The 25,221-nt window shown below is 66.9% G+C and carries 23 protein-coding genes and 1 tRNA gene; 16 read left to right on the top strand and 8 right to left on the bottom strand.

Features of this window, described 5'->3' with window-relative positions; translation table 11 throughout:
• Positions 1–102: 102 nt before the first annotated feature.
• Positions 103–1,911 (bottom strand): glutamine--tRNA ligase/YqeY domain fusion protein, encoded by a 1,809-nt coding sequence (locus DA1_RS25335; protein WP_034391560.1) that lies wholly within the window; start codon positions 1,909–1,911, stop codon positions 103–105.
• A gap of 230 nt (positions 1,912–2,141) precedes the next feature.
• On the opposite strand from DA1_RS25335, the gene DA1_RS25330 reads away from it, so the two are divergent.
• From DA1_RS25330 to DA1_RS25300, 7 genes are all read left to right on the top strand, one after another.
• Positions 2,142–2,510, top strand: a complete 369-nt coding sequence (locus DA1_RS25330) for a hypothetical protein (protein ID WP_034391564.1) — start codon at positions 2,142–2,144, stop codon at positions 2,508–2,510.
• Between the two features lie 130 nt (positions 2,511–2,640).
• Positions 2,641–3,084 carry a type II 3-dehydroquinate dehydratase gene (gene aroQ, locus DA1_RS25325; protein ID WP_034391566.1) on the top strand — a complete coding sequence of 148 codons (444 nt, stop codon included), beginning with the start codon at positions 2,641–2,643 and terminating at the stop codon, positions 3,082–3,084.
• Positions 3,081–3,965: an alpha/beta fold hydrolase gene (locus DA1_RS25320; RefSeq protein WP_034398295.1), complete on the top strand. Its 885-nt coding sequence runs from the start codon at positions 3,081–3,083 to the stop codon at positions 3,963–3,965. The genes aroQ and DA1_RS25320 overlap by 4 nt, the downstream gene beginning before the upstream one ends.
• The gene (arfB, locus tag DA1_RS25315) at positions 3,958–4,368 is read left to right on the top strand and encodes an alternative ribosome rescue aminoacyl-tRNA hydrolase ArfB (RefSeq protein WP_017405644.1); all 411 of its coding nucleotides are present in this window, start codon (positions 3,958–3,960) and stop codon (positions 4,366–4,368) included. The genes DA1_RS25320 and arfB overlap by 8 nt, the downstream gene beginning before the upstream one ends.
• Before the next feature lie 82 nt (positions 4,369–4,450).
• Positions 4,451–5,389 (top strand): DODA-type extradiol aromatic ring-opening family dioxygenase, encoded by a 939-nt coding sequence (locus DA1_RS25310; protein ID WP_034391568.1) that lies wholly within the window; start codon positions 4,451–4,453, stop codon positions 5,387–5,389.
• Between the two features lie 95 nt (positions 5,390–5,484).
• The gene (locus tag DA1_RS25305) at positions 5,485–6,150 is read left to right on the top strand and encodes an alpha/beta hydrolase (RefSeq protein ID WP_034391570.1); all 666 of its coding nucleotides are present in this window, start codon (positions 5,485–5,487) and stop codon (positions 6,148–6,150) included.
• A gap of 191 nt (positions 6,151–6,341) precedes the next feature.
• Entirely contained in the window at positions 6,342–7,262 is a 921-nt protein-coding gene (locus tag DA1_RS25300) for a DUF3014 domain-containing protein (RefSeq protein ID WP_034391571.1), read from the top strand.
• Between the two features lie 13 nt (positions 7,263–7,275).
• On the opposite strand, the gene DA1_RS25295 is transcribed toward DA1_RS25300, so the two are convergent.
• Positions 7,276–7,746, bottom strand: a complete 471-nt coding sequence (locus DA1_RS25295) for an Lrp/AsnC family transcriptional regulator (protein ID WP_012204416.1) — start codon at positions 7,744–7,746, stop codon at positions 7,276–7,278.
• Positions 7,747–7,850: 104 nt separating this feature from the next.
• On the opposite strand from DA1_RS25295, the gene mdeB reads away from it, so the two are divergent.
• A complete protein-coding gene (gene mdeB, locus DA1_RS25290; RefSeq protein WP_034391573.1) occupies positions 7,851–10,481 on the top strand; it encodes an alpha-ketoglutarate dehydrogenase in 2,631 nt (876 codons plus the stop codon).
• Positions 10,482–10,816: 335 nt separating this feature from the next.
• Positions 10,817–12,997, top strand: coding sequence for a c-type cytochrome (locus DA1_RS25285; protein WP_034391576.1), 2,181 nt, complete (start codon positions 10,817–10,819; stop codon positions 12,995–12,997).
• Between the two features lie 241 nt (positions 12,998–13,238).
• Here the strand turns inward: DA1_RS25285 and DA1_RS25280 are convergent, their stop codons facing one another.
• Positions 13,239–13,994, bottom strand: a complete 756-nt coding sequence (locus DA1_RS25280; protein WP_230590738.1) for a sulfite exporter TauE/SafE family protein — start codon at positions 13,992–13,994, stop codon at positions 13,239–13,241.
• 126 nt (positions 13,995–14,120) lie between these two features.
• Between DA1_RS25280 and DA1_RS25275 the strand changes: the two genes are divergently transcribed.
• On the top strand, positions 14,121–15,089 hold the full coding sequence (locus tag DA1_RS25275; protein ID WP_012204420.1) for a LysR family transcriptional regulator: 969 nt from the start codon (positions 14,121–14,123) through the stop codon (positions 15,087–15,089).
• Here DA1_RS25275 and DA1_RS25270 read toward each other — a convergent pair.
• The 5 genes from DA1_RS25270 to DA1_RS25250 all read right to left on the bottom strand — a co-directional run bounded on the left by DA1_RS25270 (position 15,080) and on the right by DA1_RS25250 (position 18,788).
• Positions 15,080–15,949, bottom strand: a complete 870-nt coding sequence (locus DA1_RS25270) for a M90 family metallopeptidase (protein WP_034391582.1) — start codon at positions 15,947–15,949, stop codon at positions 15,080–15,082. The two genes, DA1_RS25275 and DA1_RS25270, sit on opposite strands and share 10 nt — an antisense overlap.
• On the bottom strand, positions 15,946–16,794 hold the full coding sequence (locus DA1_RS25265) for a UDP-2,3-diacylglucosamine diphosphatase (RefSeq protein WP_034391584.1): 849 nt from the start codon (positions 16,792–16,794) through the stop codon (positions 15,946–15,948). The genes DA1_RS25270 and DA1_RS25265 overlap by 4 nt, the downstream gene beginning before the upstream one ends.
• Positions 16,795–16,958: 164 nt before the next feature.
• Positions 16,959–17,465: a peptidylprolyl isomerase gene (locus tag DA1_RS25260; RefSeq protein ID WP_034391586.1), complete on the bottom strand. Its 507-nt coding sequence runs from the start codon at positions 17,463–17,465 to the stop codon at positions 16,959–16,961.
• Between the two features lie 57 nt (positions 17,466–17,522).
• The gene (locus DA1_RS25255; RefSeq protein ID WP_013803375.1) at positions 17,523–18,110 is read right to left on the bottom strand and encodes a peptidylprolyl isomerase; all 588 of its coding nucleotides are present in this window, start codon (positions 18,108–18,110) and stop codon (positions 17,523–17,525) included.
• A 144-nt stretch (positions 18,111–18,254) separates the two neighbouring features.
• Positions 18,255–18,788, bottom strand: a complete 534-nt coding sequence (locus DA1_RS25250; RefSeq protein WP_013803374.1) for a tetratricopeptide repeat protein — start codon at positions 18,786–18,788, stop codon at positions 18,255–18,257.
• A gap of 204 nt (positions 18,789–18,992) precedes the next feature.
• Between DA1_RS25250 and cysS the strand changes: the two genes are divergently transcribed.
• From cysS to DA1_RS25220, 6 genes are all read left to right on the top strand, one after another.
• Positions 18,993–20,378: a cysteine--tRNA ligase gene (cysS, locus tag DA1_RS25245; RefSeq protein WP_013803373.1), complete on the top strand. Its 1,386-nt coding sequence runs from the start codon at positions 18,993–18,995 to the stop codon at positions 20,376–20,378.
• Between the two features lie 49 nt (positions 20,379–20,427).
• On the top strand, positions 20,428–21,237 hold the full coding sequence (locus tag DA1_RS25240; protein ID WP_034391589.1) for a DNA-3-methyladenine glycosylase family protein: 810 nt from the start codon (positions 20,428–20,430) through the stop codon (positions 21,235–21,237).
• An 83-nt stretch (positions 21,238–21,320) separates the two neighbouring features.
• A complete protein-coding gene (locus DA1_RS25235; RefSeq protein WP_012204428.1) occupies positions 21,321–22,298 on the top strand; it encodes an acetyl-CoA carboxylase carboxyltransferase subunit alpha in 978 nt (325 codons plus the stop codon).
• 186 nt (positions 22,299–22,484) lie between these two features.
• Positions 22,485–23,444: a tRNA lysidine(34) synthetase TilS gene (tilS, locus tag DA1_RS25230; RefSeq protein ID WP_174549417.1), complete on the top strand. Its 960-nt coding sequence runs from the start codon at positions 22,485–22,487 to the stop codon at positions 23,442–23,444.
• A gap of 178 nt (positions 23,445–23,622) precedes the next feature.
• A complete protein-coding gene (locus tag DA1_RS25225; RefSeq protein ID WP_012204430.1) occupies positions 23,623–24,888 on the top strand; it encodes an aspartate kinase in 1,266 nt (421 codons plus the stop codon).
• A gap of 53 nt (positions 24,889–24,941) precedes the next feature.
• Positions 24,942–25,034 (top strand) — tRNA-Ser (locus tag DA1_RS25220).
• Positions 25,035–25,221: the final 187 nt, after the last annotated feature.

The raw sequence follows: 25,221 nt of genomic DNA, 5'->3' as shown, positions 1-25,221 counted from the left end.
CCTGCAAAAGCGCCCATGTGCGATGGCCCACCCCTGCAAAGCAGGATGGTGGACCATCTTCGGGGGAGGAGCGGTGCAGATGCCCGTCAGCGGGCCATGCGCCTACTTGCCCCAGGAGTCCTTTAGACCCGTTGCGCGGTTGAACACGGGCTTGCCCGGTGCGTGGTCCTTGCGGTCGGCCACGAAGTAGCCGAAGCGCTCGAACTGGAACTTGTCGTCAGGCTGAGCGTTGGCCAGCGAAGGCTCCACATAGGCGGTCACCACCTTGAGGCTGTCCGGGTTGAGCAGCGTCAGGAAGTCCTTGCCACCCGCATCGGGCTGCGGGTCGGTGAACAGGCGGTCGTACAGGCGCACCTCGGCCTGCACGCCGTCGGCCACGCCCACCCAGGTGATGGCGGCCTTGACCTTGACGCTGTCCGCACCCGGCGTGCCGCTCTTGGTGTCGGGCACCACGGTGGCCAGCACCTTGGTGACGTTGCCCTCGGCATCCTTCTCGCAGCCTGTGCACTCGATCACGTAGCCGCCCTTCAGGCGCACCTTGTTGCCGGGGAAAAGGCGCTTGTAGCCCTTGGGCGGCACTTCGGCGAAGTCCTCGCGCTCGATCCACACCTCGCGGCCCAGCGTAAAGCGGCGCACCGGCACCTGCTGGCCTTCGGCGGCGTGGGGCAGGGCGGGCAGCTCGCAGGCTTCCAGGTGCTCGGCGCTGCCGAAGACCTCGGCCCAGTTGGTCAGCTCCAGCTTCAGCGGGTCCAGGGCCACCATGCCGCGATGGGCCTGGTTCTCCAGGTCCTCGCGCAGGCAGCCTTCCAGCGTGGAGTAATCGATCCAGGCGTAGTCCTTGGTCACGCCGATGCGCTCGCAGAAGGCCTGGATGCTCTGGGGCGTGTAGCCACGGCGGCGCAGGCCGACGATGGTGGGCATGCGCGGATCGTCCCAGCCGCTGACGATGCCGTTGTCCACCAGGTGCTTGAGCTTGCGCTTGCTGGTGATCACATAGGTCAGGTGCAGGCGCGAGAACTCGTACTGGCGGGGCTGCGGCGCGGCGATCAGGCCGCCTTCGCGCAGATGGTCCAGCAGCCAGTCGTAGAACGGGCGCTGGTCCTCGAACTCCAGCGTGCAGATGCTGTGGGTGATGTGCTCCAGCGCGTCCTCGATGGGATGGGCGAAGGTGTACATCGGGTAGATGCACCACTGGTTGCCGGTGTTGTGGTGCTCGGCATGGCGCACGCGGTAGATGGCGGGATCGCGCAGATTGATGTTGGGCGATGCCATGTCGATCTTTGCGCGCAGCACGGCAGCGCCATCGGGCAGCTTGCCGTCGCGCATTTCGCGAAAGCGCGCCAGGTTCTCGGCCACGGTGCGGCTGCGGAACGGGCTGTCCACGCCGGGGCGCGAGAAATCGCCGCGGTTGGCCTTCATGTCGTCGGCGCTTTGCTCGTCCACATAGGCCAGGCCCTGCTCGATCAGGTACTCGGCTGCGCGGTACATGAAGTCGAAGTAGTTGCTGGCGAAGTACAGGTTCTCGTGACCGTCGGCTTCCTTCCAGCCGAAGCCCAGCCAATGGACGGCATCGATGATGCTGTCCACGTACTCCTGGTCTTCCTTCTCGGGATTGGTGTCGTCGAAACGCAGGTGGCAGGCACCTTCGTAGTCGCGCGCCAAGCCGAAGTTCAGGCAGATGGCCTTGGCGTGGCCCACGTGCAGGTAGCCGTTGGGCTCGGGCGGGAAGCGTGTGCGGATCTTCGCCACGTCCACCTGGCCCTGGTTGTGGTGGTCGCCATCACCGGGGCTTCCACCCCAGCGGCGCTGGGCGTGGGTACCGTTGGCCAGGTCGGCCTCGATGATTTGGCGCAAAAAGTTACTCGGTTTGACCGGATCTTTGGAGATGGGGGAGGCGTCAGCAGAGCTCATCGCAGCATTGTAGGCGCCCGCCTGCAGACCCGCTCCGGACGGCTTTCGGACAGCCGCGCCAGCCAAGGGTTGAGGCATTTGGAAACAAACTTGTAGAAAAGCCTGCCATCCGTAGACCCCTCTCGCGCGTTGAGAATGCAGGGCGTATGCCGTCCCCCTGTGCCAAAGTGCGGGAAGGCGGCACCAGCGGCAATGCCTGCCACGCCTGTCCAACTTCGAGGAGAGACACCATGACAACGACAGCTTCCCCGTGGGTTGCAAAAGCAGCAGCAGCAGCCGGCCTGGCCCTGGCCGCCCTCATGGCTTCGGGCGCCGCCCAGGCCCGGGGCGATGTGCAATGGTCCATCAGCCTGAATTCGCCGGGCATGTATGGCCCGCCCGTCTATGTCGCGCCTGCCCCCGTGTATGTGGCACCGCCCCAGCCCATCTACTACGCGCCCCCGCCGCCGGTCTACTACGCGCCGCGCGCCGTCTACCGTGCTCCGCCCGTCGTGGTCGTTCCCGGCTACGGATACGGCTATGGCGGCGGCTACCGGGGTGGATACCGTGGCGAGTACCGCCATGGCCATGGCCACGGGCATGGTCACTGGCGCCGTTGATCTGAGCTGAGCCGCGCTGAACCGACTCTTGCCGCCCCTTGGGGCGGCTTTTTCCGTGGCGCCTGCGCCAAGACCGGGCCAGGGATGGCCCGCATAATCCAGCCCGTTGGAAACCTGGAGTGTCCCCGCCGTGAAAACCGTCTATGTCCTCAATGGCCCGAACCTGAACCTGCTGGGCCTGCGTGAACCCGCCATCTATGGCTCCCAGACCCTGGCCGATGTGCGTGCGCTGTGCGAAGCTGCCTGCGCGCGCTACGGGCTGGGGCTGGAGTTCCGCCAGAGCAACCATGAAGGCGAACTGGTGGACTGGATCCACGAAGCCGGCCGCGTGCACGCCGAAGGCCGCTTGGCCGGCCTGATCTTCAACGCCGCCGCCTACACCCACACCAGCGTGGCCCTGCTGGATGCCGTCAAGGGCACGGGCGTGCCGCTGGTGGAGCTGCACATCAGCAACGTGCATGCGCGCGAGAGCTTCCGCCACCACTCCTACCTGTCGGCCGCCGCGCGCGCCGTGATGTGCGGCTTTGGCGTGGCCGGCTACGGCCTGGCCATTGACGCCGTGGCCCAGTGGTGAATACGCCCGCCGCCATTGAGCGCCTGCGCGCCCAGGCGCGGCGCCTGACCACGCCGCTGTCTGCCGCGCAGCCCGAGGACGGCCACATGGTCTGGCATGTCTGGGGCGAGGCACGCGCGGGCGAGCTGCCCATCGTCATGCTGCACGGCGGCAGCGGCAGCTGGACGCACTGGCTGCGCTGCATGGACGCGCTGCTGGCCCAGGGCCGCCAGCTGTGGATACCCGACCTGCCGGGCTTTGGCGATTCCGACGGCGTGCCGGGCGGCCAGGATGCCGACACCCTGGTCGAGCCGCTGCGCCAGGGCCTGCGGCAACTGCTGGCCGATGACGGTGCGCCCGCCGCCCCGCTGTGCGATCTGGTCGGCTTCTCTTTTGGCGGCATGACGGCCGGCATGCTGGCCGCCGCCGACGGCACGCTGGCCCGGCGCCTGGTGCTGGCCGGGGCGCCCGGCATGGGCGTGGGCAAGGGCCTGGCCGTGCGGCTCAAGGGCTGGCGCCACCTGGCCACGCCCGAGGCGCAGGCCGTGGCCCACCGCTACAACCTGCAGGCGCTGATGCTGCATGACGCCAGCCTCATCGACGAGGACACGCTGGCCCTGCATGTGCTCAACGTGGAGCGTGACCGCCTTCCGCGCCGCCGCCTCTCGCACACCGACGTGCTGGCGCGGGCCCTGCAGGCCGTGGACGGCCCCGTATGGGCCATCTATGGCGAGCACGACGCGCTCTACCCGGGCCCGATGATGCAGGAGCTGGCCCAGGCCTTTGCACGCCATGCGCGCGACTTCTGCGGCCTGGCGCTGGTGCCCGGCGCGGGCCACTGGGTCATGCATGAGCGTCCCGATGCCTTTGTGGCGGCATTGACCGCTGCGCTGGATGCCTGAGCGCATGCGGCCCATCGAGCTGCACGAGGTGCAGTGGACCGCCATGCGCGCCCAGGGCGCGGGCGGCCAGAACGTGAACAAGGTCTCCAGCGCCGTGCACCTGCGCTTTGACGTGCGCGCCTCGCGCCTGCCCGAGGCCGTGCAGCAGCGCCTGCTGGCCCTGCGCGACGGCCGCATCACCAACGAGGGCGTGGTCGTCATCAAGGCACAGCAACACCGCACGCAGGAGCAGAACCTGCGCGCTGCGCTGCAGCGGCTCAACGTGCTGGTGGCCGCCGCCTATCCGGAGCCCATCCTGCGCCGCGCCACCCGGCCCACGCTGGGATCGCAGCGGCGCCGCCTGGAAAGCAAGAGCCGGCACGGCGCCACCAAGGCCCTGCGCGGGCGCCCGCGCGACGATTGATCCGGATTGACCCGGCCAGCGCAACAATGTGTGCTGCCGCTGGCGGCTTGGCGCGGCGCCCGGGCGTCCCTACATTAGGGGAATGCAAGACTCCCACGCTCCCCACTCCCCCCGGGTTTCCTCCGCTGCCGGTGCCCGGCTGCCCGTGCTCTACGTCTCCCACGGCTCGCCCATGTTCGCGCTGGAGCCGGGTGAAACCGGCCCCGTGCTCGCGCAATGGGGCAGGGCGCTGCGCCAGGCCCACGGCCCGCTGCGCGGCGTGGTCGTCATGTCGCCGCACTGGATGTCGCAGGGCGTGGAAGTCATGACCGGTGCCACGCCCGCCACCTGGCACGACTTTGGCGGCTTTCCGCCCGCGCTCTACGAACTGCAGTACCCGGCCCCCGGCGCGCCCCAGCTGGCGCAGGAAGTCATGGACCGCCTGCAGGCCGCAGGCATTGCCTCCACCGCCAACGCGCAGCGGCCCTTCGACCACGGCGCCTGGGTGCCGCTGATGCATTTGCTGCCGGATGCCGACCTGCCCGTGGTGCAGCTGTCCCTGCCTGCCTCGGCCGGGCCGGCCGAAACCCATGCGCTGGGCGCAGCCCTGGCGGGGCTGCGCGATGAGGGCGTGCTCATCGTCGGCTCCGGCAGCATGACGCACAACCTGGGCGAATTCCGGGGCGGCACGGGCGAGGCCACGGTACGGGTGGACGACGCCGTGCAGGCCCTGCGCAGCCAGGATGGCCTGCAGGGCGACCATGCCGTCGGCGGCTCCAGCGCCTCCTCGCCCTACGTGCAGGATTTCAGCCGCTGGATCGAATCGCGCCTGCAGGCGCAGGATCTGCCTGCGCTGCTGGACTACCGCGCCCGCGCGCCTTCGGCCCGGCGCGCCCATCCCAGCGAGGAGCACTTCATGCCGCTGTACTTCGCGCTGGGCGCGGCCGGCGCCACGGCGCGGCCACGGTATCTGAGCCGCGAAGTCATGTATTCCATCCTGGCCATGGATGCGATGGCCTTCGAGGACGCGCAGGCGGCATAACCTCCTGCTGCCGCGGACTTGGCGAGGCGCCACAATGGCGCGTTGCCCGGGACCACCCCGGTCCTGGAAATCGCTAAAAAACCAAGGAGTCCGTGATGATCGACCTGCCTCTGGTGGCGCTGGAGCGCCCCCCACAACCCGCACCGGGGCAGCAGCCCTGGCTGCTGGTGCTCATGCATGGCGTTGGCAGCAATGAGCAGGATCTGTTCGGCCTCGCATCGTTCGTGCCGCCGCAGTTCCACGTGCTCAGCCTGCGCGCTCCGTTTTCCATGGGTCCCTCAGCCCATGCCTGGTTCCAGTTCACGGTGGATGCCAACGGCACGCGCCACATCCACGCATCGCAGGAAGAGCACAGCCGCGCCCTGGTGGCCCAGACCGTGCAGCAGGCCGGAGCGCGGCTGGACATCCCTGCCCAGCGAACCGTGGCGGGCGGCTTCAGCCAGGGCGGCATCATGGCGCTCAGCCTGCTGCTGACCCAGCCCGCGCTGCTGCGCGCCGCCATGTGCTGGCACAGCCGCCTGCTGCCCGAGGCCTTGCCGCACCAGGCTCCTGACGCGGCCTTTGACGGCAAGTCGCTCTGGGTCAGCCACGGCACCTACGACAACGTCATTCCGCTGACCAGCGCCCACGCCATTCGCAGCCACGTGCAGCGCCTGCCGCTGCAACTGAGCTACCACGAGTACCCCAGCATGCACGAAATCCGCCCCGACGAGCTGCAGGCTGCCATGGCCTGGCTCCAGGATCTGGGCACGCAGGGCTGAGACGGCCGGGTAAGCCGGGTAACGCGTTGTTGCCAGGCGCGCACGATGGCCTGCGCAGGCAGCGGGGCGGCTTATAAACACAAGGCAGGGGCCGGTGTCAGCAAAGCCGGGGAACCCTGGTTGTGCTTTGCTGTCGCACGTCCTGCGGCAACTGAGCTGCCAGCCCCCTGCCCAAGCCAAAGGACCCATCCATGCCAGAACGCGATCCCCAAGACTTCCGCCCTCGCGCCAGATCCTCCGGCCCATCGGCCTTCGGCATCGCCGCAGCGGTGCTGGCGGCTGCCGCCCTGGGGGGCGCGGCCTGGTGGTACTGGTGGCGTCCCGCCGCCGTGCCCGAGGCGCCGGCGGAAGTGGCGCAGGCGCCCGCCCAGTCCACCCAGCCCTCCGAACCTGAACCCGTCCCCGCGCCCGAGCTGACCGAGCCCCAGAACCCTGTCGATGCGCTGGAGCAACCCGCCTCCGGCCTGCCCGCGCTGCAGGACTCCGACGCCCATGTCACCCAGGCCCTCAACGGCCTGCTGGGCCGTGACAAGGCCGGCAGCTTTCTGCAGATGGACGGCTTTGTGCGCCGCGCCGTGGCCACCGTGGACAACCTGACCCGCTCCCAGGCCCCTGCACGGCTTTGGCCCGTGCACCCGGCGCCTCAGCGTTTCACGGTGGAGGGCGCGGCAGAGGCGGGTGATGCGCAGGCCATCGCCCCCGCCAACGCCGCACGCTACAAGGCCTTCGTGACCTTTGCCGAGTCCATTCCCATGGACGGGGCCGTCAAGCTCTATGCCCGGCTTTACCCCCTGTTCCAGACCGCCTATGAAGACCTGGGCTATCCCAGCCGCTATTTCAACGATCGCCTCATTGCCGTCATAGACCACCTGCGCGCCGCGCCCGAGCCCGCAGGCCCGGTGCAGGTACGGCTGACCAAGGTGGAGGGTGAGGTGCCCTCCATCCAGCCCTGGGTGCGCTACGAATACGCCGACCCTGAGCTGCAGGCCCTGTCCAGCGGACAGAAGATGCTGGTGCGCGTGGGCCTGGACAACGAGCGCCGCCTCAAGGCCGTGCTGGGCGAGCTGCGCCGCCGCATCGCCACCGGCGAGATGGCCAAGCCTGCGGGCTGAGTCGGGGTCCGGATCAACCCGCCGCAGGCAGGGGCAGGGCGGTCTTGTACCGCACCTGCTTGAGCGTGAAGCTGGAGCGGATCTTCTCTATGCCCGGAATCGGGGTGAGCTGCTCCACGATGAAGCGCTCCAGCGCGCCGATGTCGGCCAGCGCCACGCGGATCAGATAGTCGGCGTCGCCGCTCATCAGGTAGCACTCCATGACCTCGTCGTGCTCGGCAATGCGGCGCTCGAAGTCGGCCAGCGATTCCTTGGCCTGCGACTTGAGGCTGATGTTGATGAACACATTCAGCCCCAGCCCCAGCGCCGACGCATTGGCCAGCGCCACATAGCGCGCGATCACGCCGGCCTTCTCCAGCGCCTTGACGCGCGCCAGGCATGGCGAGGGCGACAGATGCACGCGCCGCGCCAGTTCCACGTTGGACAGCGAGCCGTCCGTTTGCAGCTCGGCCAGAATGCGCAAGTCGATGGTGTCCAGTTTCATGTGCCGGATTTTATGTAGATACCGGCATGAAATGCTGGAATATGGCGTTTTCCTTATCCATGAACGGCTGCTCATGCCGGCCTGCCAGTCCTAAAGTGGCGGGCATGAACGCACCCACGCCGCTGGCCACGCTGGCCGAAATCGATACCGATCCCCAGGAAACCGCCGAATGGCGCGAGGCCTTTCTGGCCCTGGTCGCCACAGAAGGTCCGCAGCGCGCGCGCTTCGTGCTGGAAGAGCTGGCGCGCATGGCGCGCGAGCAGCGCCTGGGCTGGCAGCCCGACCTGAACACGCCCTATGTGAACAGCGTGGCGGCGCAGCAGCAGCCGGTGTTTCCGGGCGACCTGGCCATCGAGGAGCGGCTGGCGTCCATCATGCGCTGGAACGCGCTGGCCATGGTAGTGCGCGCCAACCAGGCCTATGGCGAGCTGGGCGGCCATATTGCCAGCTATGCCAGCGCGGCCGACCTGTTCGAGACCGGGTTCAACCATTTCTTCCATGCCCGGGAGGGACTTGCGCCGGGCCAGCACCGGGGCGACCTGGTGTTCTTCCAGCCGCACAGCGCGCCCGGCGTGTATGCGCGGGCCTTCCTGGAAGGGCGGCTGACCGAGCAGGACCTGCAGCACTACCGCCAGGAGATCAGCGCGCCGGCTGCAGGCGCGCAGGGCCTGTCCAGCTATCCCCATCCCTGGCTGATGCCCGATTTCTGGCAGTTCCCGACGGGCTCCATGGGCATTGGCCCCATCAGCAGCATCTACCACGCGCGCTTCATGCGCTATCTCACGCACCGCCGCCTGCTGGACTGCCAGGAACGCAAGGTCTGGGGCGTGTTCGGCGACGGCGAGATGGACGAGCCCGAAAGCATGAGCGCCCTCACGCTGGCCGCGCGCGAGGGGCTGGACAACCTGGTCTGGGTGGTCAACTGCAATCTGCAGCGGCTGGACGGCCCGGTGCGCGGCAATGGCCGCATCGTCGATGAGCTGGAGCGGCTGTTCGCGGGCGCGGGCTGGAACGTGGTCAAGCTGCTGTGGGGCAGCGACTGGGACGGGCTGTTTGCGCGCGACCTCACCGGCACCCTGGCACGCACGCTGGGCGGCACGGTGGACGGGCAGATGCAGACCTTCGCTGCCAAGGACGGACGCTACAACCGCGAGCATTTCTTCGGACAGAACCCCGAGCTCGCCGCCCTGGCCCAGGGCCTGACGGACGAGCAGATCGACCGCTTGAAGCGCGGCGGCCATGACCTGGTGAAGATCCATGCCGCCTATGCAGCGGCTGCCGCCCATCGCGGCCAGCCCACGGTGATCCTTGCCCACACCAAGAAGGGCTACGGCATGGGATCGGCCGGGCAGGGCAAGATGACCACGCACAGCCAGAAGAAGCTGGACGAGTCCGACCTGATCGAGTTCCGCAACCGCTTCAACCTGCCGCTCAGTGACGAGCAGGCCAAGGGCCTGGCCTTCCACCGGCCCGCCGATGACAGCCCCGAGATGCACTACCTGCGCGATCGCCGCACGGCCCTGGGCGGCGCACTGCCGCGCCGCGAAACCGTGTGCGACCGCGTGCCCGTGCCCGCCCTGGACCAGTACGCGCAGTTTGCGCTGGCGCCTGCCGGCAAGGAGATGAGCACCACCATGGCCTTCGTGCGCATGCTGGGCGGCCTGCTCAAGGACGCGCAGCTGGGCCCACGCATCGTGCCCATCGTGGCGGACGAGGCGCGCACCTTCGGCATGGCCAACCTGTTCAAGCAGGTGGGCATCTACAGCAGCCTGGGGCAGCGCTACGCGCCCGAGGACATCGGCTCGGTGCTGTCCTACCGCGAGGCGCTGGACGGCCAGATCCTGGAGGAGGGCATCAGCGAGGCCGGCGCCATCGCCAGCTGGACGGCGGCGGCCACCAGCTACAGCGTGCACGGCCTGGCCATGCTGCCGTTCTACATCTACTACTCCATGTTCGGCTTCCAGCGCGTGGGCGACGCCATCTGGGCGGCGGCCGACCAGCGGGCGCGCGGCTTTTTGCTGGGCGCCACCTCGGGCCGCACCACGCTGGGCGGCGAGGGCCTGCAGCACCAGGACGGCTCCAGCCATCTGGTGGCGGCCACCATTCCCAACTGCAAGGCCTGGGACCCAGCGCATGCGGGTGAGCTGGCCGTGATCCTGGACGCCGGCATGCGCGAGATGCTGGTGGAGCAGCGCGACGTTTTCTACTACATCACCCTGATGAACGAGAACTACGCCCAGCCCGACCTGCCACCGGGCGCGGCCGAAGGCGTGCTGCGCGGCGGCTATGTGTTCAGCCGCTTTGGCGATGCGGGCCGTGCCACGCAGCACGTCACCTTGCTGGGATCGGGCGCCATCCTCACCGAAGTGCTCAAGGCCGCCGAGCAATTGGTCAGCGAGGGGATGGCCGCCACCGTGGTCAGCGTGACCAGCTGGAGCGAACTGGCGCGCGATGGCGTGGCCTGCGAGCAGCGCATGCTGGCAGGTGAGGCACCTGGGCAGCCCTGGATCGCCCAACTGCTGGACGGCACGCAGGGCCCGGTGATTGCTGCCACCGACTATGTGCGCGCCGTGCCCGAGACCGTGCGCGCCTTCCTGCCCGCAGGCAGGCGATTCCTCACTCTGGGCACGGACGGCTTTGGCCGAAGTGACACGCGTGCCGCTTTGCGCGGCCACTTTGGCGTGGACGCGCACAGCGTGGCGCAGGCGGCGCGCCGCTGCAGCCAGGCGGTCTGAGCCCGGCGGGCGAGCCGCCACCCCATACACTGACGGATACACCGACGGTGAAATCAGCGGCCCCTTGCGGGCCGCTTTTTTTGTGCGCGCCCGAGGCGGCTTCGCGCGCTTTCTCCTTGCATTGATTAAGCCCGCGTTAAATGCGCTGTTGGCTTATCGTTTTCGTCGGATTGCATGGAAAAAATAGGGAGATACCACTAGAATTCGTATATATAAGAAGATATTGCGCAAAGAGATGATCATTTGCTGCAATGGCTGCAGGCGTTGGGTTGAATATCTCGTCAATATCGTTTTTGCCTCTTTCAATAATAATTCATTTCAGTGGATCGAAGACGATGAAACTCTCGCTCAAGCAAGGCCTGCTGTGCGTGGCCGCGCTGTCGGCCGCCGCGTGGCAACTGGCCATTTCGGCGCCGGCGCCCGGAGTGGACCATGCGCAAATGCCACAAATCATTGATGACCTGCCTGCCGATTACGCGGCGGACCTGACGGCGGAGCAAAGAACCCTGGTCGATCGCGGCCGATATATCGCACGCCTGGGCGATTGCGTTGCCTGCCACACCGGCAATAAATCCCAGCCCATGGGTGGTGGGCTTGCGCTGGAGACGCCATTCGGCAAGATCTATTCCACCAATATCTCGCCCGACGCCGAAACGGGCATGGGCAAATACAGCTTCGAGCAGTTCGACCGCGCCATGCGCAAGGGCGTGGCAGCCGATGGCCGCAACCTGTACCCGGCCATGCCCTATCCCTCCTACGCCAAGATGACGGCTGAGGACATGCAGGCCCTGTACGCCTATCTGCTGCAGGGTGTGGCGCCCGTGAAGGCGGCCAACAAGGAGTCCGACCTGGGCTTTCCCTTCAACCAGCGCTGGGGCCTGGCGCTGTGGAACTGGGTGTTTCTGGATGACACGCCCTTCCAGCCCCAACCGCAGCAAACTGCCCAGTGGAACCGGGGTGCCTACCTGGTGCAGGGCCTGGGCCACTGCGGCGCCTGCCATACGCCGCGCGGCGTGGGCTTCCAGGAAAAGACCATGACCGGCGAGGGCAGCAAGGGCGAGTATTTCCTGGCCGGCGAGACCGTGGAGAACTGGCGCGCGCTGAGCCTGCGCAATCTGTGGACACCCGAGGAAACCGCCCAGTTGCTCAAGACCGGGCGCAACAGCCACGGCACGGTCTCCGGCAACATGGTCGATGTGGTGCAGCACAGCACGCAGTACATGAGCGATGCGGACCTGCTGGCCATTGGCACTTATCTGAAGTCGCTGCCCGCAGGCAAGAACGATCTGCCCATGCAGGTGGCCCAGGGGCCGGGGCCGGTCATCGCCCCGCATCCGGCGTCGCAGGCTTCCGTGCATGCGCCATCCGCCACGTCGGCAGTGTCTTCCGACGTGCCTGCCGATCTCTACGCCAGCCGGGGCGGCCTGGGCTATCTGCAGTTCTGCGCCGACTGCCACCGTGCCGATGGCGGTGGCGTGAAGGACGTGTTTCCGCCGCTGGCCGGCAATTTCTCGCTGCAGTCGCAGGACCCGTCCACGCTGATCCATCTGATGCTGGTGGGCTGGAAGGCGCCGGTCACGCAAAGCCACGCCCGGCCGCTGACCATGCCGGCCTTCGCACAGCTCAAGGATGCGGAGATCGCCGACATCCTCAACTTCGCCCGCAAGAGCTGGGGCCGTGCCGATGCGCGCGAGATCCATGCCAGGGAGGTGCAATCCATGCGCAAGCAGCTCGATGCCAAGGGCGAAAGCGCGCGCCCTTTCGAGACGCCGCGCCTGGCCGCCATGCTGGACGAATCCAACGCGAAGCAACTGGTCTACGGCGCCCGCCTGAACATAGAGACGCGTGACCTGCTGCCCAGGAATGTGGGCAATGCGCTGAACTGCGCCAGCTGCCACCTGAACGCGGGCACCGTGGCCGATGGTTCGCCCTATATCGGTGTCTCGGCCTTCTTCCCCGGATATGCGCCGCGCGCGGGCCGCGTCATCACGCTGGAGGACCGCATCAATGGCTGCTTCCTGCGCTCCATGAACGGCAAGCCGCTGCCGCTGGAGTCCGACGAGATCAAGGCCATGGTGGCCTACTTCGACTGGATGCGCCGCGAAACCAAACCCGAAGACAAGGTCGAAGGCCGGGGCGTGGGCAAGATCAGCCAGTCCATCGTGCCCAACGTGGACAACGGCAAGAAGGTCTATGCGGCCCAGTGCGCGGTCTGCCATGGCGGCGAGGGCGAGGGCGTGAAAAATGCCAAGGGCCAGTGGGTCTATCCGCCGCTGTGGGGTGACCAGTCCTTCAACATCGGCGCGGGCATGGCGCGCACCTACACGGCAGCGGCCTTCGTCAAGCGCAACATGCCCATCGCCTTCCATGGCAACTTCCCGCTGGGCCAGGGCGGCCTCAGCGACCAGGAGGCCGTGGATGTGGCCGAGTACTTCAGCCACCAGCCGCGCCCGGACTTTGCCAACAAGCACAAGGACTGGCCCAAGGACAAGAAGCCGGCCGACGCGCGGTACTGATGCGCCATCGAGGGAGAAGAAGGAGTTCCCGCCACGCGGCGGGAGCCTGAAGGCGGGGCAGGGAGCGATTCCTGCCCCGCCTTTTTTCGAGGGCAGTGCCCCGTCTTGCGCGCGCTGCGGAGCCTTCTTGGCGGCGGCCAGTTCATTGCCCAGCCCCTGCACGTGTTGCTGCCGTTGCTTGGCCATCTGCTGCAGCCGGCCGGCTTGGTTCCAGGCCTTCCAGGCAGCGCGTTCGGCGCGCTCAGCCCGCGCGCTGCAGCAGCACCGGCACCGAGGAGGCCAGCAGCGCCACGCCGGACAGGCACAGCAGGCCCAGCACGATCTGCCGGAAACGCATCTCGCTGATGCCGATATACAGCCTGGAGCCCAGCAGCGATGGAATGAGCATGGCCGGCGCGACGATGGCGAACAGCGGCAGCATGCTGCGCGTGACCATGCCGGTGCCCAGGTAGGTGGCCATGGTCACGGCCAGCATGGACAGGTTGAAGTTCTGGATGATGGAGCGCTGCTCATCCTTGGGGCAGCCGCGCAGCGTGCACCACAGCGTGGGCAGCGTGCCCGTGAAGCCGCCCAGTCCGCCCATCACGCCGCCCGCCAGGCCCACGGCGCCGTCTGCCACCCGGCCGCCGCGCGCCAGCCTGGGCAGCCGGGCCGACAGCAGCATCACCGGGCACCACAGCACCAGCATGCCGCCCAGCAGGGCTTTGAACCAGGCCATGTCCAGGTGCGGCAGCAGCAAGACGCCCAGCGGAATGCCGGCAAGACCGCCCAGGATGAAGGGCAGCAGCTTTGCCAGCGCAAACCCGCGCCGCACGGTAATGGCCGACAGCACCTGGCCCAGCAGCGAGCCGAAGACGGTGAGCACGGCCGCATCGCGCGGCTCCAGCACCCAGGCCCAGAACGACATGGCCACCATGCCGAAGGCGAAGCCCGACAGGCCCTGCACGAATCCGGCCGCCGCCGCGCCCAGCGCGATGATGAAAAACATGCCATCCATGGTCTGCCTTGTCCTTTCGTTTTGGGTGTGCAAGACGCAGGAATTCTGGAGCGCATGCATAAGCAGAAATTCGTTTGTTTTTATTGTTCAATATGATTTTGCTTATGACGCGCCACGCCTGAATCCATGCCGCAAAACCGCACTGCATCGACCGCTGCCCAACTGGCCCACCGCATGGCCACACGCCTGAAGATGAAGCATTTGCTGCTGCTGCGCTCCATCAGCGAGCTGGGCACGCTGACCCGCGTGGCTGAGCGCATGGCCACCAGCCAGCCCGCCGTGACCCAGGCCCTGGCCGAGCTGGAGTCATTGTTCGGCGCGCCGCTGTTCCTGCGTTCTGCGCGCGGCATGGAGCCTACGGAGCTGGGCGCGCTGGTGCTGGCGCGCGCCCGGGGCATGCTGGCCGATCTGGACCATTGGGCCCACGACATCGAGGCCGTGGGGCAGCAGCGTGCGGCGCACCTGCAGGTGGGTGTCATCCCCTTCCTGCCGGCGCGCATGCTGGCCGATGCCATCGGCAGGACGCGGCCGCAGGGCCGGCGCATCACGGTCACGCTGCATGAGGACACCAGCGACCGCCTGCTGCAAAAGTTGCGCGCACATGAGCTGGACTGCGTGATTGGCCGCGCCTCGGCCGTGCTGGACATGAGCGGCATACGGCACAGCGTGCTTTATGAGCAGGAGCCTCGCCTGATCGCCCACCGCAGTCTGGCCACACGGCTGGGGCGCCGGCCTTTGCAATGGGCCGAACTCACGGGGCTTGACTGGGTGCTGGGCCAGCGCCGCACGCCCATGCGCGAGCAGATCACCGACTTTTTTCTGCGCGCGGGCGTGGAGCCGCCGCCGCCGTTTGTGGAAACGCTCTCGGCCAAGGTGATCGGCGAACTGGTGGCGGCCAATGAGCGGGCCGTGTCCATCGTGCCGGCCGACATTGCCGAGGAACTGGTGCGCATCGCGGGCGTGGGCATTGTGCGCCACCGTTTTGGCTGGACCCTGCCACCCATCACCCTGTTCGAGCGCAAGGCGGGCGGGCAGTACGAGGAGCAGCGCCTGTTCGCCCAGGCACTGAAGGAGGTTTGCTCCGATCAGGGTTGACTGGTGGCCGGCTTGAAGAGCGCAGCCAGCAGCGGCGCCAGCGTGGGAAATTCCAGGGCAAAGCGGGCGCGGTCCACGAAGAAGGCCTCGCAGGCCACGGCAAAGAATTCGGCGGGCGCCGTGGCGCCATAGCCGTCCAGCCAGGGCCATTCGCCACCAAAGCGCTCGGCGATGGTGATCTGCTCACGGAAGGCGTCGTAGGCCGGCGCCCAGGCGGCCTGCCATATCTCGCGGGCCTGGCGCGCGGAGCTGCTGCCCATGAAGCCGGGCGGCAGGGGCGGGCAGCCGTCGGCACCGCCGTTGCGCATGTCGATCTTGTGGGCGAATTCGTGGATCACCACATTGGCGGGCTGGCCGCCGTGGCCATGGTGGCTGGCGTGGGAGCCGCGCCCTGCGCCAATGGCCTGCCAGCTCAGCATGACGGGGCCGCCATGCATGGCCTCGCCCATGATCACTTCGTCGTAGTCGTGGATGACGCCGGCCTCGTCCATGCTCTGGCGCCGCGCCACGGCATCGCCCGGGTGCACCACGATGCCGACAAAGTCGTCATACCAGGACAGCGCGCCCTGCGGCTCGCCCCAGTGCAGCAGGGGCAGGCAGGCCTGGGCGGCAATCTCCAGCGCCATGGCATCGCTCACTTGCAGGCCGTGCGCGCCGTGGAAGCGCTTGCGCTGCAGGAAGACGGCGGCCAGGGCGCGCAGCTTGGATTGCTCCTCCAGCGTCAGCGACGCGAGAAAAGGGTAGGCGGCCAGCGTGGACAGCCACAGCGGCGCGGGAATCTCGGGCACCGGCGACACCGTGGAGCGTGCGCGGCGGCCCAGTCTGCGGGCCCAGTGGCCCAGTTGTTGCCAAAGGCTCATGGCGGGCTGGCCTGTTCAAGAACGTCGGACAGCGGAAGGCGCCGCAGGCCCATGCCGCGCTCCCAGCGCAGCACCTCGGCGCGGGGTGCGGGCGCCGCCAGATCCCAGTCGCTGAGCACGATACGCCGCAGGCCATCGCCCAGGTCATGGTCGGCCGGGCGGTGCGTGTGGCCGTGGATCAGGGTGGCGGCACCTGCGGCATGCAGCCAGCTGCGGGTGGCCTGCGCGTCAAGGTCGGCATAGGTGGGCATGGCGGCGCCATGGCCGTCCGATTCCCGCTTGCGCGATTCGCTCTCCTGCCGAATGCCGCGTGCCTGGTCGCGGCGCACCTGCAGCGGCTGGGCCAGGAAGCCTGCCTGCCAGGCCGCCGAGCGGGCCATGGCGCGAAAGCGCTGGTAGTCCACATCGTCCAGGCACAGTGCATCGCCATGGCTGAGCAGGATGCGCTGGTCGCCGCAGTCAAGCACGGTGGGATCGGTCAGCGTGGTCGTGCCGCACAGCGCATCGAACTGCGCGCCGGTCAGGAAGTCGCGGTTGCCCTGCATGAAGAACAGCGGCGTGCGGGTGGCTGCCGCGCGCATGGCGGTGGCGCATTCGGCCTCGAAGCTGCCCGGCTCCAGCAGGGCGTCGTCACCCACCCAAACCTCGAACAGGTCGCCCAGCAGAAAGACGGCATCGGCCCGCGTGGCGGCCAGGTAGTTCCGGAAGGCCTGCACGGTGGCGGGCTCGCTGGCCTGCAGGTGCAGGTCCGAGATGAACTCCAGCGTGCGCCAGCCCGCAGGCAGTGTCCACTCGGCCGCAATGGGCGGCTCGGGAAGAGGGCGGGGCGCGGCGGTCTGGGCCATGGGACGGGGCACCCGGCAAGGGCGCTGCATGAAGGGCTGTAGGAGCCTTGGGACGGCTCTGGAGCGGGTCTGTTGTCCATGCGCACGGCCTGGTGCCATGCGCATGGACAACAGGGCGGCCGGACCCGAAAGGGCACGGCCGCCCCGTGTGCGGAAGCGCCTGATTACAGGGCCACGGCCTTTTCGATGATCACGTCATCCTTGGGCACGTCCTGGTGGCCGCCGTTGCGGCCGGTCTTCACGCCACGCAGCTTGTCCACGATCTCGGTGCCCTTGATCACCTTGCCGAACACGGCATAGCCCCAGCCCTGTGCGCTGGGCGAGGTGTGGTTCAGGAAGCCGTTGTCGGCCACGTTGATGAAGAACTGGGCGGTGGCAGAGTGCGGGTCGCCGGTACGGGCCATGGCCAGGGTGTACTTGTCGTTCTTCAGGCCGTTCTTGGCCTCGTTCTCGATGGGGGCGTCCGTCTCCTTTTGCTTCATGCCGGGCTCGAAGCCGCCGCCCTGGATCATGAAGCCATCGATGATGCGATGGAAGATGGTGTTGTTGTAGTGGCCCTTGTTCACATAGGCCAAGAAGTTCTCTGCGCTCTTCGGGGCCTTGGCGGCGTCGAGTTCGATGGTGATCACGCCGTGGTCGGCGATGTGGAGTTCGACTTGGGGATTGCTCATGGCGATTCCTTGTTGGATGGAGGGGAAGGGCGTGCCACGCAAGGCGCGGCGCGCGGTTTACTTGACTTCGGTGGCCGAGAGGATGGTCACCGGCTTGGTGGGTACATTCTGGTGCATGCCCTGGTTGCCCGTGGCCACCGTGCGGATTTTGTCCACCACATCCATGCCCTGGACCACGCGGCCGAAGACGGCGTAGCCGTGTCCATCGGGCTTGGGCGCGTTGAGCATGTCGTTGTTCACCACGTTGATGAAGAACTGCGAGGTGGCCGAGTTGGGATTGCCCGTGCGCGCCATGGCGATGGTGCCCCGGTCATTCTTGAGGCCGTTGTCCGCCTCCAGCGGAATCGGCGCGCGCGTGGGCTTTTCCTTGAGGCTGGCATCCATGCCGCCGCCCTGGATCATGAAGCCGTCCATCACGCGGTGGAACACCGTGCCGTCATAGTGCTTGTCGCGCACGTACTGCATGAAGTTGGCCACGGTCTTGGGTGCCTTGGCCTCGTTCAGCTCCAGCACGATGTCGCCCATGCTGGTCTTGATCTGCACCTTGGGCGTGGCGTTCTGCGCCATGGCGGGCAGGGCGGTGAAAAGGGAAGCGGCCAGGGCCATGCCGGCCAGGGAAAGCGACGCAATGCGGCGTGTGGTCATGCGAATCTCCTGTGAAAGCCAAAGGGCTGGGGGATGGAGTGGGGAAAACCGGGCAGGTTCCTGCGGGTGCGCGCCAGGCATGGCAAGACCCGATCGACCGCCGCACGCGCGCTGGCGCAAGGGCTGCGCGCGTGGGCCGGGGGCCTACTTGGCGGCGGTGACGGGCGCCAGCAGGTCGCGCAGCAGCTTGAGCTTGGGGCGCACGCTGGCCGCGCGGCCATCCAGGCCTTGCGCCTTGGAGTAGGCCTCGTAGGCCAGGCGGGCATGGATGTCGCCCAGGTTCTCGTAGGCGACTCCGTAGTTGGGGTTGTTGCGCACGGCGGATTCGAGCGCGGAGCGCGCCTTGTCGAGCTGGTTCTGGCCGGCATAGATGACCGCCAGATTGTTGTAGGGCTCGGGCAGCTCGGGGTAGTCCTCGATGAGCTGATTCAGCGCGGCGATGGCCTCGTCTGTCTTGCCGCTGTCGGTCAGTGCAACCGCCTTGAGAAAGCGCATCTGCGGGTCGCGTGCGTTCTTGGCCAGATAGGCATCGGCGCGTGCCAGCGCCTGGGTGCTCTTGCCGTTGCGCAGCAACTGATTCACTTCCGTATAGTCGTCGGCGTGGGCGTGGCCTGTTGCGAGCAGGGCCGCCAGTGCCGCGAGGCGCAGGGCGGAGCGAAACGAGTTGCGTAGAGGCATGTAGGTGCTTTCGGGGCCTCGGGGGAATGCCCCGCGGCGCGGGCTTATACTGCGGTCAATTGTAGCTGAGGGGTGTGCTGGGTCACACGGGCTCTGCGCCTGCCGCTCCTGCTCCCTGCTGAGCATGCCTGCATCGGCGCCGAGGGTCCGGCGGCGCGTGGGACGCGCCCCCTGCAGCGACCCTTTCTCCCCTGATAAACATCCATGAGTTTGCGTATCTACAACACGCTGTCGCGTGCATTGGAAGCGTTTTCGCCAATCGAACCGGGCCATGTGCGCATGTATGTGTGCGGCATGACCGTGTACGACCTGTGTCACCTGGGACACGCACGCTCCATGGTCGCTTTCGATGTGGTGCAGCGCTGGCTGCGTGCCAGCGGCCATCGCGTGACCTATGTGCGCAACATCACCGATATCGATGACAAGATCATCCGTCGCGCCGTCGAGAACGGCGAGACCATCCGCTCCCTGACCGACCGCATGATCGACGCCCTGCACCAGGACGCCGACGCCCTGGGCATCGAGCGCCCCACGCATGAGCCGCGCGCCACCGAATACGTGCCGCAGATGCTGTCCATGATCGGCCGCCTGCAGGACAAGGGCCTGGCCTATCAGGGCACGGATGGCGACGTGAACTTCGCCGTGCGCAAGTTCCCCGGCTACGGCAAGCTGTCGGGCAAGTCGCTGGACGAATTGCAGGCCGGCGAACGCGTGGCCGTGCAGGACGGCAAGCAGGATCCGCTGGACTTTGTGCTGTGGAAAAGCGCCAAGCCCGCCGAGCCGGAAGAGGTCAAGTGGGCCAGTCCCTGGGGCGTGGGCCGTCCCGGCTGGCACATCGAGTGCTCGGCCATGGGCTGCGAGATGCTGGGCGAGAGCTTCGACATCCACGGCGGCGGCGCCGACCTGCAGTTCCCACACCACGAAAACGAGATCGCCCAGAGCGAAGGTGCGACCGGTAAGCCGTTCTCGCAGGTCTGGATGCACAACGGCTTCATCAACGTGGACAACGAGAAGATGTCCAAGTCGCTGGGCAACTTCTTCACCATCCGCGACGTGCTCAAGGAGTACGACGCCGAGACCGTGCGCTTCTTCGTCGTGCGCAGCCACTACCGCAGCCCGCTGAACTACAGCGACGTGCACCTTAACGACGCACGCGGCGCGCTCAAGCGCCTGTACACGGCACTGAGCCTGGTCGCGCCCGCCGAGGTTGCCATCGACTGGAATCATCCCGCTGCCGCGCGCTTCAAGGCGGCCATGGACGAGGACTTCGGCACGCCCGAGGCCGTGGCCGTGCTGTTCGAGCTGGCTGCCGAAGTCAACCGCAGCAAGAGTGCCGAGACGGCGGGCCTACTCAAGGCCCTGGCCGGCTGCCTGGGGCTGCTGCAGGGCGACCCGCAGGCCTTCCTGCAGGCAGGCACTTCGGAGATGGATGCCGGCGCCATCGAGGCGCAGATTGCCGCACGCGCAGCCGCCAAGGCGGCCAAGGACTGGGCCGAGGCCGACCGCATCCGCAAGGCGCTGCTGGAACAGGGCATCGTGCTCAAGGACTCCCCCGCAGGCACGACCTGGGAGGCAGCCGCAAAGGGCTGATCCGTATGCCTTGCCAGATGTGCCGCGCCAGGTGCGGGGAGGTGCTTTGATGGCCTCCGCCAAACCCCTGGACACCATGGATTTCGAGCAGTTGCCGTTGGTGGCCGATCTGCCCGTGCCCGAACAGCAACCGGCCCCGCTGCCGATGGTGACGCTGGGCGCGCGCGCAGGTTCGGCGCCTGCCGCCGCCGCTGCCGCTGCCTCCGCTCCCAAGGCCAAGATATCCCTGCCCGCGCCGCCCGAGGGCGCCCCGGCCTACTGGGCCGAGGCCTGCCGCCAGCTGGTGCGGCGCGATCGCGTGATGAAGCGCCTGATCCCGCGCTTTGCCCACCTGGCCCTGCAGCCCGGCGGCGATGCCTTCGCCACGCTGGCGCGCTCCATCGTGGGCCAGCAGATCTCGATGAAGGCTGCGCAGACGCTGTGGAACAAGTTCGCGCGCCTGCCCGCCCGCATGGCGCCTGACCTGGTGCTCAAGCTCAAGGTGGACGACATGCGCGCCGTGGGCCTGTCTGCCCGCAAGGTGGACTACCTGGTGGACCTGGCCATGCACTTCACCGAGCACCGCCTGCACCAGGACGACTGGCAGGGCATGAGTGACGAAGCCATCGTGGCCGAACTCATGTCCATCCGCGGCGTGGGCCGCTGGACCGCCGAGATGTTCCTCATCTTCTACCTGCAGCGGCCCAATGTGCTGCCGCTGGACGATGCAGGCCTGATCTCGGGCATCAGCCAGAACTATTTTTCAGGCGACCCCGTCAGCCGCAGTGAGGCGCGTGAGGTTGCCGAGGCCTGGAAGCCGTGGTGCACCGTGGCGACTTGGTATATTTGGCGCTCGCTCGAACCGCAGCCTGCAGCCTGAAGACAAACCGATCACACCCGATCAACCCCCGTTTTCCGGCCGGAACGCATGCACCGTGCCTGGCTGGGACAAGGAGAAACAAGTTGGCGAAAAAGAACTTTCTGGATTTTGAGCAGCCCATCGCCGAGCTCGAATCCAAAATCGAGGAACTGCGCTACGTGCAGACCGAAAGCGCAGTCGATATCTCGGAAGAGATTGAGCAGCTCAGCAAAAAAAGCCTGCAGCTGACCAAGGACATCTACAGCGACCTCTCGCCCTGGCAGATCACCAAGATCGCGCGCCATACCGAGCGTCCCTACACGCTGGACTATGTGCGCGACTGCTTCACCGACTTCATCGAGATGCACGGCGACCGGCACTTTGCCGACGACCAGTCCATCGTGGGCGGGCTGGCGCGCTTCAATGGCATTTCCTGCATGGTCATCGGCCACCAGAAGGGCCGCGACACCAAGGAGCGCACGCTGCGCAACTTCGGCATGACGCGCCCCGAGGGCTACCGCAAGGCCCTGCGCCTCATGAAGACGGCCGAAAAGTTCGGCCTGCCGGTCTTCACCTTCGTGGACACGCCTGGCGCCTTCCCCGGCATCGAAGCCGAAGAGCGCGGCCAGTCCGAAGCCATTGGCCGCAACATCTACGAAATGGCCCAGCTGCAGACTCCCATCATCACCACCGTCATCGGTGAAGGTGGATCGGGCGGCGCCCTGGCCATTGCCGTCGCCGACCAGGTGCTGATGCTGCAATACGCCGTCTACTCCGTGATCAGCCCGGAAGGCTGCGCCTCCATCCTCTGGAAGACCGGCGAAAAGGCCCAGGACGCGGCCGATGCCATGGGCATCACGGCCCACCGCCTCAAGGCCCTGGGCCTGGTGGACAAGATCGTCAATGAGCCCGTGGGCGGTGCCCACCGCGACCCCAAGCAAATGGCCGCCTTCCTCAAGCGCGCGCTGGGCGATGCCTATCGCCAGCTGGCGGACCTCAAGCCCAAGGAACTGCAGGACCGCCGTTACGAGCGCCTGCAAAGCTATGGCCGCTTCGCCGATACCAAGGCCGACAACCGCTGAAGGCCTGCGCCACGCTCTGGCACACTGAACGGCTCCCCCTGGGAGCCGTTTGCTTTTTGCGCCAATCCCTAGCCCGCGTCCTGATACCTCTGATCCAAGCCTGTGGAAATTCCGATCCCCGACCCGCCGCGCAATGTTCCGGCAGCCGCTCCAGATGGTGCATCAGGTGCTGCACCGGGTGCAGCTTTGGACGCGGCCATCCATCGCTTTGCGCCGCAACTGCCGCTGGCCGTGGCCTTCAGCGGCGGAGCGGACTCCACGGCGCTGCTGCTGGCCTGCGCCGAGCGCTGGCCGGGCCAGGTCGTGGCCATCCATGTGCACCACGGTCTGCAGTCGGCGGCCGATGCCTTTGTCGGCCAGTGCGAGAAAGTCTGCGCTCAGCATGCCGTTCCTTTGAAGATTCGCCGCGTGGACGCACGCCACGCGCCGGGCCAAAGTCCTGAGGACGCCGCACGCCAGCTGCGCTACGCAACGCTGATAGAGGCCGCCCGCGAGCCCTGGCCTGTGCAGGGCGCAGGCGGAGATCCCTTGCCGCCCGTTCGCAGCATGGCGCTGGCGCAACATGCGGACGACCAGGTCGAGACGCTGCTGCTGGCCCTGTCTCGAGGCGCCGGTGTGGCCGGTTTGGCCGCCATGCCGGCGCAGTGGAGCAGGGCGGATCTCGAATGGCATCGTCCGCTGCTTGATCTGCCCGGCCAGGTCCTGCGTGACTGGCTTGCGGCGCGTGGCCAGGCTTGGGTGGAAGACCCGACCAATGCCGACGCGCGCTATACGCGCAACCGCATCCGCGCCCAGTTGCTGCCCGCGCTGCAGCAGGCCTTTCCCCAGTTTCGCGCCACGTTCGCGCGCAGCAGCCGGCATTGCGCCGAGGCGGCCGAGCTTCTGCAGGAGATGGCGCAGGCCGATCTGGCGGCCATCGGCACCCCCCCCGGCATCACCGCCTTGCAGGCGCTGAGCCCCGCGCGCCAGGCCAATGTGCTGCGCCACTGGCTGCGCAGCGTGCATGCCACCACGCCCAGTGCCGCGCAGCTAGATCAGCTGCTCGCGCAGATCGGCGTTTGCCTTACGCGAGGCCACCGCATCCATCTCAAGATGGGGCGGGGTTTTGTGCGGCGCCTGGGGTCGGTGCTCGATTGGTACAATTGACGAGTTTTGGTCCAACTTTGTACGAAAACCGGCGGCGCGCCAAAACCAAACGGCTTGCGCAAGACGGGTCCGGGCGGACATTTCGCTTCATGCGCAGTCCTCTCGAACATCCTGGCTTGCACAGGCATCCCTCTGTCGTACAGCGCCGTGGCAAGCAGTTTCGTCACCCTGATATCCAATGGCACTGATCGTTCATAAATACGGCGGCACCTCGATGGGCTCGACAGAGCGCATCCGCAACGTTGCCAAGCGCGTGGCCAAGTGGGCTCGTGCCGGTCACCAGATGGTGGTCGTCCCCAGCGCCATGAGTGGCGAAACCAACCGTCTGCTGGGCCTGGCCAGCGAGCTGGCTCCCGGCTCGGCCAAAACGGCGTACTACCGTGAACTCGACATGCTGGCCTCCACGGGCGAGCAGGCGTCGTCGGCACTGCTGGCCATTGCGCTGCAGGCCGAAGGCGTGGAAGCCATCAGCTTCTCGGGCTGGCAAGTTCCCGTGCGCACCGACAGCAGCTTCACCAAGGCACGCATCGAGTCCATCGACGACAAGCGCGTTCGCGCCGAACTCGACGCTGGCCGTGTGGTCATCATCACGGGCTTCCAGGGCATCGATCCCAACGGGCATGTCACCACGCTGGGTCGTGGCGGCTCCGACACCTCGGCCGTGGCCGTGGCTGCGGCGCTGAAGGCGGCCGAGTGCCTTATCTATACCGACGTGGACGGCGTCTACACCACCGACCCGCGCGTGGTGCAGGCTGCCAAGCGCCTGAACACCGTGAGCTTCGAGGAAATGCTGGAAATGGCCAGCCTCGGCTCCAAGGTGCTGCAGATCCGCTCGGTGGAATTTGCCGGCAAGTACAAGGTGCCCATGCGCGTGCTCTCCAGCTTCACGCCCTGGGACATCGACCTGGAGGAAGAATCCACCTCCGGCACGCTGATTACTTTTGAGGAAGACGAAAAAATGGAAAAGGCCGTCGTATCCGGCATCGCATTCAACCGCGGCGAAGCCAAGATCTCCGTTCTCGGCGTGCCCGACACCCCTGGCATCGCCTACGGCATCCTGGGTCCGGTGGCTGATGCCAACATCGAAGTCGATGTGATCATCCAGAACATCAGCAAGGAAGGCAAAACCGACTTCAGCTTCACCGTCAGCCAGGGCGACTACCAACGCGCCATGGAGCTGCTGCGCGACAAGGTCGTGCCCGCCTTGGGTGCCACCGAAGTCGTCGGCAACCCCAACATCGCCAAGGTCAGCATTGTCGGCATCGGCATGCGCAGCCATGTGGGCGTGGCATCCACCATGTTCCGTGCACTGAGCCAGGAAGGCGTGAACATCCAGATGATCTCTACCTCCGAGATCAAGACCTCCGTCGTCATCGACGAGAAGTACCTGGAGCTGGCCGTGCGCGCCCTGCACACCGCCTTCGGTCTCGACAAGCCGGAATAAAATCATCGTTTTGCCGAAACCGGCAAAAAAGCACGTTACAATAACGTCATTCCGGAAACGTGACCGAGTGGCCGAAGGTGCTCCCCTGCTAAGGGAGTATGGGGTGTAGAGCCTCATCGAGGGTTCGAATCCCTCCGTTTCCGCCAGGATAGAAAAAAGCCACCCGCAAGGGTGGCTTTTTTTATGAGAGGGTTGCTTTGGTGGCCTGATCCAGTGGTCGGGGTTGATGCTCTGGTTGCTGCGGTAGGAGTCTTGTTGTTGGTGGGTTGAAAAAACGTGCTACAATGCAAGGCTCTGCTGAAGAGAGGCGATGCAGATCGTTGGTGTTAAAAA

The sequence above is a fragment of the Delftia acidovorans NBRC 14950 genome (assembly GCF_001598795.1).
GTDB classification, from domain to species: domain Bacteria; phylum Pseudomonadota; class Gammaproteobacteria; order Burkholderiales; family Burkholderiaceae_C; genus Comamonas; species Comamonas acidovorans.
This window is presented reverse-complemented; position numbering and strand designations above follow the sequence as displayed.